This is a genomic window from Pseudomonas marginalis (assembly GCF_001645105.1).
GTDB classification, from domain to species: domain Bacteria; phylum Pseudomonadota; class Gammaproteobacteria; order Pseudomonadales; family Pseudomonadaceae; genus Aquipseudomonas; species Aquipseudomonas petroselini.
Genome location: NZ_LKEG01000011.1, coordinates 1 through 11,898, shown reverse-complemented (window position 1 = coordinate 11,898; position 11,898 = coordinate 1). Strand labels below are relative to the sequence as shown.

The 11,898-nt window shown below is 59.1% G+C and carries 17 protein-coding genes; 8 read left to right on the top strand and 9 right to left on the bottom strand.

The features are described 5' to 3' along the window. Positions 1-71: 71 nt before the first annotated feature. Both ahpC and AO064_RS00605 read right to left on the bottom strand, forming a co-directional pair. Positions 72-635, bottom strand: coding sequence for an alkyl hydroperoxide reductase subunit C (gene ahpC / locus AO064_RS00610; RefSeq protein WP_010210361.1), 564 nt, complete (start codon positions 633-635; stop codon positions 72-74). 144 nt (positions 636-779) lie between these two features. Further along, a complete protein-coding gene (locus tag AO064_RS00605) occupies positions 780-1,712 on the bottom strand; it encodes a site-specific integrase (protein ID WP_064052082.1) in 933 nt (310 codons plus the stop codon). A 170-nt stretch (positions 1,713-1,882) separates the two neighbouring features. On the opposite strand from AO064_RS00605, the gene AO064_RS00600 reads away from it, so the two are divergent. Continuing rightward, positions 1,883-2,890 carry a DNA-binding protein gene (locus AO064_RS00600; RefSeq protein WP_064052081.1) on the top strand — a complete coding sequence of 336 codons (1,008 nt, stop codon included), beginning with the start codon at positions 1,883-1,885 and terminating at the stop codon, positions 2,888-2,890. Here the strand turns inward: AO064_RS00600 and gorA are convergent, their stop codons facing one another. Beyond that, positions 2,891-4,249: a glutathione-disulfide reductase gene (gene gorA, locus AO064_RS00595; protein WP_064052080.1), complete on the bottom strand. Its 1,359-nt coding sequence runs from the start codon at positions 4,247-4,249 to the stop codon at positions 2,891-2,893. 105 nt (positions 4,250-4,354) lie between these two features. Next, the gene (galU, locus tag AO064_RS00590) at positions 4,355-5,194 is read right to left on the bottom strand and encodes a UTP--glucose-1-phosphate uridylyltransferase GalU (protein ID WP_003173830.1); all 840 of its coding nucleotides are present in this window, start codon (positions 5,192-5,194) and stop codon (positions 4,355-4,357) included. 310 nt (positions 5,195-5,504) lie between these two features. Here galU and AO064_RS00585 point away from each other — a divergent pair, with 310 nt between their 5' ends. Together AO064_RS00585 and AO064_RS00580 are read left to right on the top strand one after the other, a co-directional pair. After that, the gene (locus tag AO064_RS00585; protein ID WP_012724166.1) at positions 5,505-5,690 is read left to right on the top strand and encodes a hypothetical protein; all 186 of its coding nucleotides are present in this window, start codon (positions 5,505-5,507) and stop codon (positions 5,688-5,690) included. A 142-nt stretch (positions 5,691-5,832) separates the two neighbouring features. Then, a complete protein-coding gene (locus AO064_RS00580; protein ID WP_012724165.1) occupies positions 5,833-6,114 on the top strand; it encodes a YgdI/YgdR family lipoprotein in 282 nt (93 codons plus the stop codon). A gap of 9 nt (positions 6,115-6,123) precedes the next feature. On the opposite strand, the gene AO064_RS00575 is transcribed toward AO064_RS00580, so the two are convergent. The 4 genes from AO064_RS00575 to AO064_RS00560 form a co-directional block, all read right to left on the bottom strand. Beyond that, the gene (locus AO064_RS00575) at positions 6,124-6,354 is read right to left on the bottom strand and encodes a hypothetical protein (protein ID WP_012724164.1); all 231 of its coding nucleotides are present in this window, start codon (positions 6,352-6,354) and stop codon (positions 6,124-6,126) included. 77 nt (positions 6,355-6,431) lie between these two features. Beyond that, positions 6,432-7,355: a c-type cytochrome gene (locus AO064_RS00570; RefSeq protein WP_064052079.1), complete on the bottom strand. Its 924-nt coding sequence runs from the start codon at positions 7,353-7,355 to the stop codon at positions 6,432-6,434. Continuing rightward, entirely contained in the window at positions 7,352-7,999 is a 648-nt protein-coding gene (locus AO064_RS00565) for a c-type cytochrome (RefSeq protein WP_064052078.1), read from the bottom strand. Before AO064_RS00565 ends, AO064_RS00570 begins: the two co-directional genes overlap by 4 nt. 173 nt (positions 8,000-8,172) lie before the next feature. After that, entirely contained in the window at positions 8,173-8,526 is a 354-nt protein-coding gene (locus tag AO064_RS00560; protein WP_012724161.1) for a hypothetical protein, read from the bottom strand. A gap of 213 nt (positions 8,527-8,739) precedes the next feature. On the opposite strand from AO064_RS00560, the gene AO064_RS00555 reads away from it, so the two are divergent. The 4 genes from AO064_RS00555 to ada all read left to right on the top strand — a co-directional run bounded on the left by AO064_RS00555 (position 8,740) and on the right by ada (position 11,025). Further along, positions 8,740-9,042, top strand: coding sequence for a DUF1883 domain-containing protein (locus AO064_RS00555; RefSeq protein ID WP_003191319.1), 303 nt, complete (start codon positions 8,740-8,742; stop codon positions 9,040-9,042). 23 nt (positions 9,043-9,065) lie between these two features. Further along, positions 9,066-9,233 (top strand): hypothetical protein, encoded by a 168-nt coding sequence (locus tag AO064_RS30860; RefSeq protein WP_012724160.1) that lies wholly within the window; start codon positions 9,066-9,068, stop codon positions 9,231-9,233. 4 nt (positions 9,234-9,237) lie between these two features. Further along, positions 9,238-9,903 (top strand): DNA oxidative demethylase AlkB, encoded by a 666-nt coding sequence (alkB, locus tag AO064_RS00550; protein ID WP_012724159.1) that lies wholly within the window; start codon positions 9,238-9,240, stop codon positions 9,901-9,903. A 75-nt stretch (positions 9,904-9,978) separates the two neighbouring features. After that, the gene (gene ada / locus AO064_RS00545) at positions 9,979-11,025 is read left to right on the top strand and encodes a bifunctional DNA-binding transcriptional regulator/O6-methylguanine-DNA methyltransferase Ada (protein WP_064052077.1); all 1,047 of its coding nucleotides are present in this window, start codon (positions 9,979-9,981) and stop codon (positions 11,023-11,025) included. Here the strand turns inward: ada and AO064_RS00540 are convergent. Further along, positions 11,022-11,600, bottom strand: a complete 579-nt coding sequence (locus AO064_RS00540; RefSeq protein ID WP_064052076.1) for a CGNR zinc finger domain-containing protein — start codon at positions 11,598-11,600, stop codon at positions 11,022-11,024. The genes ada and AO064_RS00540 overlap by 4 nt on opposite strands. Before the next feature lie 173 nt (positions 11,601-11,773). On the opposite strand from AO064_RS00540, the gene AO064_RS31100 reads away from it, so the two are divergent. Further along, on the top strand, positions 11,774-11,898 hold a 125-nt coding region (locus tag AO064_RS31100; RefSeq protein WP_425262138.1), incomplete at its 3' end, for an alpha/beta fold hydrolase.

Below are 11,898 nucleotides of genomic sequence, written 5' to 3'. Positions count from 1 at the left end.
CTCGCCCGGGCGTTTTGAGGGCGGATGCAGCTTACTTAAGTGCGGATTCCCGCCCTTGAGACTTCACAGACTTAGATCTTGCCGACCAGGTCCAGGGACGGAGCCAGGGTGGCTTCGCCTTCTTTCCACTTGGCTGGGCACACTTCGCCTGGGTGGGCAGCGACGTACTGGGCAGCCTTGATTTTGCGCAGCAGCTCGGAAGCGTCACGGCCAACACCGCCGTCGTTCAGCTCAACGATCTTGATCTGACCTTCTGGGTTGATCACGAAAGTGCCGCGGTCTGCCAGGCCAGCTTCTTCGATCAATACGTCGAAGTTGCGGGAGATGGTCAGGGTTGGGTCGCCGATCATGGTGTACTGGATTTTGCCGATGGCTGGCGAAGTGTTGTGCCAGGCAGCGTGGGCAAAATGAGTGTCGGTGGACACGCTGTAGATTTCGACGCCCAGCTTCTGGAATTCGGCGTAGTTGTCAGCCAGGTCTTCCAGCTCGGTTGGGCAAACGAAGGTGAAGTCGGCTGGGTAGAAGAACACAACGGACCACTTGCCTTTCAGGTCGGCGTCGGACACATCTACGAAGTTGCCGTTTTTGTAGGCGGTCGCTTTGAACGGTTTTACTTGGCTGTTGATGATAGGCATCGTTGACTCTCCGTCAGGTTTGTAAAAGGGGTGAAGAAGTTGATGAAGTGAATCCTACCCACTCTCTCGGCGGATGGCTCATTGGCAAACCTGATGCTGACGATTGGTTTTCCCTATCAGGTGACTGTATTAATAGAAGAAATCTCAAAGCAGCGGCTGGGTCGCCAAGGTCATGCCAATAAAGGGCGTGGATTCAACATAGCGCATGGCGGATTTCATGTCGCTCCAGCCGACGTAACTCATCAACGACTTCAAATCCCAGCCACTGCGATGCGCCCAAGTCGCAAAGCCACGGCGCAATGAGTGGCTGGTGTATTGCTCGGCAGGGATGCCGGCGCGCTCCAGCGCCTGGCGTAGCAGCGGGATCACACTGTTGGGGTGCAAGCCCTCCTCCCCCAGGTTGCCCCAGCGATCGATGCCGCGAAACACCGGGCCGCGTACCAGGGCCGAGGCGCTGAGCCATTCGCTGTAGGCCTGCACCGGACACAACCGCAACAGTGCCGGGGTGTGGTAGGTCTTGCCGAGGTTGTCGCGGTCGCTTTTGCTGCGCGGCAGATACAGGCTGATCCCGGCGCCGGGCGTCGCCTGCACATGTTCGATGTCGAGGCGGCACAGCTCATCGCTACGGAAGCCGCGCCAGAAACCCAGCAGGATCAGCGCCGTGTCGCGCTTGGCGCGCAGCAATCGAGGCTGATCCTGCGCCTGCGTTGCCGCTGTCGCCTCAACCTCAAGAGACGCCACCACCTGCTCCAGATGCTTGAGCTGCAAAGGCTCGGCTTGCTTCTCCTGCGCCGGGTGCACGGCGCGGATGCCCTTTAAGACCTTGCGCACCACCGGCGCTTTAGTCGGGTCGGGAAAACCCTGGCTTGTATGCCACTGCGCCAAGGCCGAGAGCCGCAACTTCAAGGTATTCACCGCCAATACCCCCGCGTACGCGACCAGATAGCGCGCCACGCTATCGCTGGTCGCCGGCAGGAACCCGCCCCAACTCACTTCGAAGTGCTCGATCGCTGCGCGATAACTGCGGCGGGTGTTATCGCGGGTGGCGGCGTTGAGGTAACGGTCCAGATCGCTCATGGGAGGCCTTTGTGTACTGCTGGCAGCTGTATGTGCCGGTTAAATGCGCATGACACGGGATAATACGCCAATATCCCATCTGTTAATTGATGAATTTCAACAGGTTTTTATTCGTGATATAGTATGTATATACATACCATGTACCACAATACGAAATCGACGGAGACCCCATGGCTCGCGGCGGCATCAATAAAGCAGTAGTTCAAACGGCACGCCTGGCGATCCTCGCCCGCGGCGAGAACCCCAGCATCGACGCTGTACGCATCGAGATGGGCAACACAGGCTCGAAAACCACGATTCATCGCTATTTGAAGGAGTTGGATGAGAGCGAAACCCGCGTCACCATCACCGAAGCACCGATCGACGACGAGCTTGGCGAACTGGTGGCGCGACTGGCTCAACGCCTGAAAGAGAAAGCCCAGGAGCCAATCGACTTGGCCTTGGCACAGTTCGAGCAACAAAAGACCGCCCTGCTCGCCCAAGTAGAGGCGCTGGAAGCCGCCCAAAGCCAACTCCAGCAACAACTCGATATCCAGGCCGCTGCCCTGGCAGAAGAAAGCGCCGCCCTGCAAACCGCCACTACCAGCCTGCAGACCGAACAAACCCGTAACGCCGGACTTAACCAGGCGTGCAGTGATTACGAGTTACGGATCAACGACAAGGACGAACAGATTCGTTCGCTGGAAGAAAAGCACCTGCATGCCCGCGACGCCCTGGAGCATTACCGCAATGCGATCAAGGAACAGCGCGAACAGGAACAGCGCCGCCACGAAGGCCAATTGCAGCAGGTACAGGCCGAGCTGCGCCAGGCACAGCAGAGCGCCATGGTGCGTCAGGATGAAATCACCCAACTGCATCGCGACAATGAGCGACTGTTGATCGAGCATCGGGTGACGGCGAAGGAATTGACGGCGCTGCAAGAGCAATCCCGCAAGGATCAGGCCCAACAGCTCAAGCTAAGCGAACAGGTCAGCCTGATTGATAACGAACGCACCCTGCTTCAGGAACGCCTGCGGGTAGCAGTGCTGGAGAGCCAGTCACGCCAGGAAGCGCTGACCGCACACCAGCACACCAACAAGACCTTGGAACTGGAGCTGATCAAGGCCCAGGCAAGTATCGAGGCGTTGCGCCTGGCAGCCACCGTTGCGGCGGCGCCAGAGGCAACCCCCAACGCCTGATCAGCCCGCCACAGGCGTGCGCAGGGTGACGAACTCTTCCGCCGCCGTAGGGTGCACGCCGATGGTTTCATCGAAATGCCGCTTGGTCGCGCCGGCCTTGAGCGCGATCGCCAGGCCTTGCACGATCTCACCCGCGTCCGGGCCGACCATGTGGCAACCCAGCACTTTGTCGGTGTCGGCGTCGACGACCAGCTTCATCAGGGTCTTTTCCTGGCACTCGGTCAGGGTCAGCTTCATCGGCCGGAAACGGCTTTCAAAGATCTGTACCTGGTGGCCCTGCTCTTTCGCTTCTTCTTCGGTCAGGCCCACGGTGCCGATGTTCGGCAGGCTGAACACCGCCGTCGGGATCATCGCGTAATCCACCGGGCGATACTGTTCAGGCTTGAACAGACGACGCGCCACGGCCATGCCTTCAGCCAGGGCAACCGGTGTCAGTTGCACACGACCGATCACGTCGCCGATGGCCAGGATCGATGCCTCGGCGGTCTGGTACTGGTCATCCACCTCAACGAAGCCGCGCTTGTCGAGTTTGACGCCAGTGTTCTCCAGCCCCAGGTTGTCCAGCATCGGACGACGCCCGGTGGCGTAGAACACACAGTCGGCTTCCAGCACGCGGCCGTCTTTCAACGTCGCCTTGAGGCTGCCGTCGGCCTGCTTGTCGATGCGTTCGATATCGGCATTGAACTGCAGGTCCAGGCCGCGTTTGGTCAGCTCTTCCTTCAGGTGCGTGCGCACCGCACCGTCGAAGCCGCGCAGGAACAGGTCGCCGCGATACAGCAGGGTTGTCTGGGCACCCAGGCCATGGAAGATCCCCGCGAACTCGACGGCAATGTAACCCCCACCGACGACCAGCACGCGCTTGGGCAACGCCTTGAGGAAGAACGCTTCATTGGAGCCAATGGCGTGTTCACGTCCCGGAATCTCCGGAATCTGCGGCCAGCCGCCGGTAGCGATCAGAATGTGCTTGGCGGTGAAACGTTCGCCGTTGATCTCGACCTGGTGCGGATCAACCAGGCGCGCATGCCCTTCATGCAGGGTTACGCCGCTGTTCACCAGCAGGTTGCGGTAGATGCCATTGAGACGGTTGATCTCACGATCCTTGTTGGCGATCAGGGTCGCCCAATCAAAGTTCGCTTCGCCCAGAGACCAGCCAAACCCGCTGGCCTGTTCGAAATCTTCGGCAAAATGTGCGCCGTACACCAGCAGCTTTTTCGGCACGCAGCCGACGTTCACGCAGGTGCCACCCAGGTAGCGGCTTTCCGCCACTGCCACTTTGGCGCCAAAGCCTGCGGCAAAGCGCGCCGCGCGAACACCGCCGGAACCGGCGCCAATTACATACAGGTCAAAATCGTAGGCCATTTCACTCTCCTCGGCAGGACATCAGCATACCGACTTAGATGGGGCTGAAAAACGAAAAAGCCACCCGAAGGTGGCTTTTTCAGAGCAGGCGACGTTTACCGTGAATCAGTAAGCCTTGCCAGTCTTGTAGAAGTGCTCGTAGCAGAAGTTGGTCGCTTCGATGTAGCCTTCAGCGCCGCCGCAGTCGAAACGCTGGCCCTTGAACTTGTAGGCAATCACGCAACCGTCTTTGGCTTGCTTGAGCAGGGCGTCGGTGATCTGGATCTCGCCGCCTTTGCCTGGCTCGGTTTCTTCGATCAGCTTGAAGATATCCGGGGTCAGGATGTAACGACCGATGATCGCCAGGTTCGAAGGCGCGTCTTCCGGTGCTGGTTTTTCAACCATGTCACGTACGCGAATCAGGCCATCGCCAATGTCGTCACCGGCTATAACGCCGTACTTGTTGGTTTCGGTCGGGTTCACTTCCATCACTGCAACGATGGTGCAACGGTATTTCTGGTAGAGCTTGACCATCTGGGTCAGCACACCGTCGCCTTCCAGGTTCACACACAGGTCGTCCGCCAGTACCACGGCGAACGGCTCGTCGCCGATCAGTGGACGGCCGGTGAGGATGGCGTGGCCAAGGCCTTTCATCTGAGTCTGACGGGTGTAGGAGAACGAGCACTCGTCGAGCAGTTTGCGGATACCGACCAGGTATTTTTCCTTGTCGGTACCCTTGATCTGGTTTTCCAGCTCGTAGCTGATGTCAAAGTGGTCTTCCAGTGCGCGCTTACCACGACCGGTCACGATGGAGATTTCGTTCAGGCCGGCATCCAGTGCCTCTTCGACGCCGTACTGAATCAGTGGCTTGTTCACCACCGGCAGCATCTCTTTGGGCATGGCCTTGGTCGCTGGCAAGAAGCGAGTGCCGTAACCGGCTGCTGGGAACAAGCATTTCTTGATCATATGAGTCCTTACAAAGGGCTGTGCGTACGGAATTCGGCGCAGTCTAATCAGGCCGCAGTCACCTTACAATGGGTCCTGCTGGCGTTGCGATGTCATCATAGAGAAAAAATGTCGGCGTAAGTTCCGCTCACGTTGTTGAGGGAATTTTCACCGGCACGGCAAAAAATGCCTGCACCTCGTGTTTTCAGAGGGCTACAACCTTTTTAGCATGCTTTCAGGCTCAGAACACTGACCGAGAATAACTTGCGCGGCCCCGCGACATTTGGCGCTATCATTACGCCCTTGAACCAGACCACGAGATACTTGATAGATGTCAGAACCAAAAGGCGTGAACGGCTACCTGATCACCAAGCGAGCGGACGGCTGGCACCTGATCAACTTCCACGGCGACAGCGTCGCTGGCGCATTCGCGAGCGAAAGCCAGGCTATTGCCGTAGCCGAAGTGTTTGTGGATGAAGCGGGCCACGCATCGAGCAAACGGCCCAAGGGCAAGTAAGCGTCAACGCCCTGCGAAAAAAGCCCCGATGAACGGGGCTTTTTTGTGTTTGTCTGTACGTAGATGGCAGTTCGCTATAATCTCGCCGGAACGCCCCACGACAGTGTCAGCGCCCCTCCAACACCCTCGATGATGAACCTATATGAACAAGATTCTGGCACTGACCGCGGTACTGACCCTGGCCGGGTGCACCACCACTTCCGACGTCTTCCTGAAAAACGGCGAACAAGGCCTGACCATCGACTGCTCGGGCGAAGCCAATTCCTGGGCCAGTTGCTACGAAAAGGCTGACGCTTCGTGTGCGGGCACCGGCTACCGTATCGTCGGCACCGAAGGCACACCCTCGCTCAAGGAAAGTGAAAAGACCCTTGGCCAGGACGTGGGCAACTTCAAAAGCCGCAGCGTGGTGGTGGTCTGCAAGTAAGCGTTACGCCTACAGCTGAATATCGGCAAACTTGATTCCCAGGCCACGGATAGTCTCCACCAGCTCATCCAGACGCGGGAAAGACTCGACTTCATCCTGATCGTCCACCAGGAAAAAACTGCGGCCGCCGCTTTTCTTGAAGAAAACGATCCACTCCCCCAGGTCGGCTGGGTTCTGGATGATGTGAGTGGCCGATATCTGGCCTTCGGCCTGGCGCGCCCTGACGTGTTCACGCTTCATGAAAGACTTCCCTAAAAAGACAAATGCCGCACAAACCGAGAGTTTGCGCGGCATTTTTGCATTGATTGACCGAGAGTTTAACGGATGCCCTGCCCAATCAGCACGCCTTCTACGGTTTGGCCGTAAAGATTGATCCCGTCATTGGCATGGAATTTAACCCTGGTTTTCTCCACGGAACCCTCCACCAGTCGCGGATCCTGCGGCCGTTCGCGGCTGTTGATGTAGGCGGCCACATCCCAGGCTTGCTGATCACTCAGGCTGCCACCCTTGCCCAGCGGCATGTTGTGCTTGATGAAAGACGCCGCCGTATTGATACGGTGCATCCCCGCGCCCCAATTGTAGGAATCCTTACCCCAGAGCGGTGGCATCACGTAGCTGTCACCCACTTTCTGGCCCTGCCCCTCGGCACCGTGGCAGACGGCGCATTGCTCTTTGTACACCTGCCCACCTTGGGACAGGTCATAACCCTTGGCCGGCTGGACCACGTCCGGGTAACCACGGCCCGGTAACTCCACGCCCAAAGGTGCTTTGCTCGCCAGCCAGTAGGCATACACGGAGAGTGCGGTAATTTCGGGGCTATCAGCAGCCGGCGGGGTGCCACCGTTCATGCTGAACTGGAAACAACCCTGCAACCGCTCGGCAAAGGTATTGACCTTGTCATTCTTCTTTCGATAGGCCGGGTACATCGGGTAGGCCGCCCACAGCGGCGCCGAATGGGCCAACCGGCCCTGATCCAGATGGCAATTGCTGCAATTGAGACCGTTACCGACAAATGTCGGCGCCAGGCGCTTGGTATCCACGAACAGCGCGTAGCCTTGCTTGACCAGCTTGCCGTAGGCGTTGTCAGGCAGCTCGCGCTCTTGAGGCGGTTGGAATTGAGCGACCGCCGCGTGGCTGGCGGATGGCGGCAACTGCGACTGATCTTCCATGGCAATCGTGGCGGCATACGCTGACGACAGACCGTACGCCGCCAGCGCCAAGCCATACATAAACGGGCTCATGGCTTGGCCTCCTGTTTAAGCGACGCGAAATACTCGGCCACGCCCTGTACTTCCTCCGGCGTGAGGGATTTGGCGATGTGGCCCATCAAGTCATTCGGGTCATTGTGACGAGTTCCGTTTTGCCACGCCGTCAACTGGGCGGCCAGGTAGGCTGCGGGCTGGCCCACCAGCGGTGGAAACGCGTCGCCTACCCCCGTACCGGCGGGGCCATGGCAACTGGCGCATGGCGGAATCTGTCGCTCCCACGCGCCCTGCTGTGCAAGCTTTTGCGCAGCACCGAGGGGCATCTCGCTGCGCTGGATCGGTTCGGGGACAAAGGCCGGCATCGCCGCCAGTGCCTCGCTGACGGCTTCGACTTCAGCGTCGGTGAGGGCGTTCGCCAGCGGCTGCATCACCGGATTGACGCGACTGCCGTGCTTGAAGTCCTCCAGCTGTTTACGCACATACGCCGCCGGCAGCCCCGCAAGCCTGGGGAAACCCGCTGCGGCAAGCCCCGCGCCATCGGCACCATGGCAGGCGACGCAGGGCATGGCGCCCGGTTGCGAGCCGCCCTCGGCAAAGATCTTCTTCCCCTCCAGCGCGTGAGCGTTGCCCAACAGCAACATCAGCGTACTGCCCATCAGCACTCGTCCCAGAGACATCATCACCCCTCCATTTTATAGTTATAAGCTTAGGCGTTTATGGCATAAGCCTACAAATGGTAGGGGAATGAGCCCGTCGCGACAACACTCAAAACGTGTCATGAAAAAAGCCCGGCCCCACGCGTGCGGGGCCAGGCTCTTTTATCGGATTCGAGTCGCGGGTGAAGCGCGCTGTATCAGCCGGAAATGCACTCTTCGCCAGCCTTTTTCACGTCACCCGGACGGATCGGCACATTGGACATGCTCTCGTAGAGCTTAATGCTGCTACCGCTGGAACGTTCATCAATTTCAAAAATCGCCGAAGGGTCGGCTGAAAACTTCTGCGGTACGATCACCTGCACGCCACCGTCCTTATGCGGTTCGATCTGCGGCGGCCGGCGGGTCGCCGACAGTTTCTGTACCACACACGCGGCGTATTCCTGAGGTTTCTTCCCGGAAATGACCGCCAAGGTCGGCGGGGTCTGCTTGATATCTGCAACCGAAGCACACCCACCAATCGCCAGGGCCAGAACCAACACACTCCACTTCATATAAAACCTCCGATAAAGACCCTACGACAGCGGGGATGGTATTTTTCTCCCGCCCACGTAGGATTTATCCCTGATAACTCGGTAAATAACTGTTTTAAATTGTCGACGTCGTTGAAGACGGGCCGATAATAAACGCGCTGGGGCTGATAAACTCCATCTTAACCTACGTATCGTTCTGATTTTTCAGAAAAAGCCCTTCTGGAGACGCCCCCAATGAAATTCATCCACCAGCGCGAGCACCTCAACGAGGGAGACATTGTTGTCATCGAATGCTCGCAGACTTGTAATATTCGTCTGATGAGCGATGCGAATTTTCGCAGCTTCAAGAACGGCGGCCGCCACACTTACCACGGTGGCGCATTTGACAAATTCCCAGCCAAAATCACCGCGCCGAGCACCGGGTTCTGGAACATCACCCTGGACGTCGTCACGCGCCGCGCCATCAGCGTGACCCGCAAACCCGCGCTGTCCCACAAGATCCGCATTGTGCGTCGTACCAGCTCCAAGCTGAGCTGATCCGCCATTTAAAGGAAATAGCCGTGACTGCCACCACCAAATACGTGATCAAGTACAAGCTCAACGGCGAACGCCGCTTTGAGTTCGCTCAACTGCAGACCAACAGCGTCGAAGAAGCCAAGCAAGCCCTGGCGAAGATTCACGATGCCAGTGATGAAATCACCGACATCAATGTGAGCAAGGCACTGTAAGCCGATGCCCGGCCCCACCGCAGACCTGTTCGCCGATGACGCCTTGCAGCAACCCGCTGGGCGCGAACAAATTGGCGAACAGTCCTACGTGCTCAGGGGCTACGCCCTGCCCTGGATTGAGCGCCTTCTGCCGGAGTTACGGCAGGTGCTGGCTCAATCACCGTTCCGGCAAATGGTCACACCCGGTGGCTTCACTATGTCGGCCGCATTAAGCAGCTGCGGCGACCTGGGCTGGACCACCGACACTTCCGGTTACCGCTACTCACCACTCGACCCGCGTACCCAGCAGCCCTGGCCGCACATGCCGGACACCTTGCGGCAATTGGCTGTGCTGGCGGCGGCAGACGCCGGCTTTGTCGACTTTGCCCCCGACGCCTGCCTGATCAACCGTTATGTACCGGGTGCAAAGATGTCCCTGCACCAGGACAAGAACGAGCGCCGCTACAGCGAACCGGTGGTGTCGGTGTCGCTGGGGTTACCGGCGATTTTTCTGTTTGGCGGGCATGAGCGCAGTGCCAAGGCTCAGAAAGTCTCGCTGTTCCATGGCGACGTGGTGGTCTGGGGCGGTGTGGACCGCCTGCGTTTTCACGGTGTGATGCCGATCAAGGACGGCGTGCACCCGGTCATGGGGCCGCAACGCATCAACCTGACCTTTCGCACCGCCGGCTGATTTGACCGCAAGCTTCAGAGTGCCATGGGTTCACGGCACGACTAATCTGGCCAGGAACCGTCAAGAGTGCCGACCATGAGTATCGAACAAGATCCGCGCTGGGCAGCCATTCTCGCCCGCGACCCCAAGGCCGATGCGCTGTTCGTCTACGGCGTGAAGACCACCGGCGTGTACTGCCGCCCCAGCAGCGCTTCACGCTTGCCGCGCCCGGAAAATATCGAATTCTTCGACACCCCGGCACAGGCCGAAGCTGCGGGTTATCGCGCCAGCAAGCGCGCGGCCGGGGACCAGACCCAGCTTGCGGCGCACCATGCGCAACTGGTGGCCAACGCCTGCCGCCATATCGAACAGGCCGACACCCCGCCCAGCCTGAACACGCTGGCCACGCACGCCAAGCTGAGCCCCTTCCATTTCCATCGCGTGTTCAAAGCCATCACCGGCCTGACCCCCAAGGGCTACGCCAGTGCCCATCGCTCACGCAAAGTACGCGATGGCCTCAAGGGCTCGCACTCGGTGACGGATGCGCTGTATGACGCAGGTTTCAATTCCAACAGCCGTTTTTATGAGTCGGCCAATCAATTGCTCGGCATGACGCCCAGTGATTACAAGGCCGGTGGCACTAACAACGCGATTCTGTTTGCCGTCGGGCAGTGCTCGCTGGGTGCGATCCTGGTGGCACAAAGCGCCCGTGGCGTGTGCGCGATTCTGCTGGGGGATGACCCGGACCAACTGGTGCGCGACCTGCAGGATCAGTTTCCCAAGGCCGAGCTGGTCGGCGCCGACCCGCGCTTCGAACAGTTGGTCGCACAGGTCGTGGGGTTTATCGAAGCGCCCGCGCTCGGTCTGGACCTGCCGCTGGACCTGCGCGGCACGGCGTTTCAGGAGCGGGTGTGGCAAGCCTTGCGTGAGATTCCTCCGGGGAGCACAGCCAGCTACGCGCAGATCGCTGAGCGCATCGGCGCGCCAAAGTCCTTCCGCGCCGTGGCCCAGGCCTGTGGTGCAAACAGCATCGCGGTGGCAATCCCCTGTCACCGCGTAGTACGCAGTAATGGCGAGCTCTCCGGCTACCGCTGGGGCGTGGAGCGCAAGCAGCAATTGCTGGCGCGTGAAAGCGAGGCCTAACCCAGCTTGCGCTTGCGAAACTCGGCGACTTTATGACGGTTGCCACACAACGCCATGCTGCACCAACGACGCTTATGCGCCTTGGTACGGTCGTAGAACCACAACACGCAGTCGGGATGCTCGCAGGTGCGGATCAAGTTGAAATCTGCGTCCACCAGCAAGGCGGCAGCCGCTTCGGCAATCGGTGAAAGAAACTGCTCCGGCGTCTGCCGTTTGCGTTGACGCACCAGGTGCACTTCACCCGGCGCCGGCCAGTTGAGCTGCGGATGACTGACCGCCTTGCGCAAAAAACCATTGAGCGCGGCGGGGTCGGCCTGCTCGCCCGCCTTGCGTGCCTCAAGCAACACTCGAATCACTTCCCGCAGCGTCCTGGCCGTCGCCAGTAAAGCCCCCGCGTCAAACGCCGGCACCTCGCCCTCTTCCACCCAGCCCAAGCGCACCAGCCAGCGCTCGACATCGGCGTCGGCCTGCCAGAACTCAAAGGGCTCACCGTCGACATTGGCGCGGGTATTGAGCATGTCCAGTACCGGGTCATCGGCGAGGACGTAGGGTTCCAGAAGTACGTGGTTGGTCATGTCTGATCCTCTTGAGCGTCTGCGGATCGTAACCTGTATTTCTTCTGAAGGGTAGTTACAGAAAATGATTTTATAACCTGAATAAAACGTTTGACAGGTTACCTATTCAGGCGCAGTTTTTAAAAACGGTAACCCGTAAATAAATCCACTCCAGTTACTAAGGTACAGACCTCATGACCACTCCAGCCCCCGTCATCCATTACCGTCACGTTGATGTCGACGGCGTACGCATGTTCTACCGTGAGGCCGGTGCTCCGTCGGCCCCGGTCATGTTGTTGCTGCATGGCTTCCCCAGTTC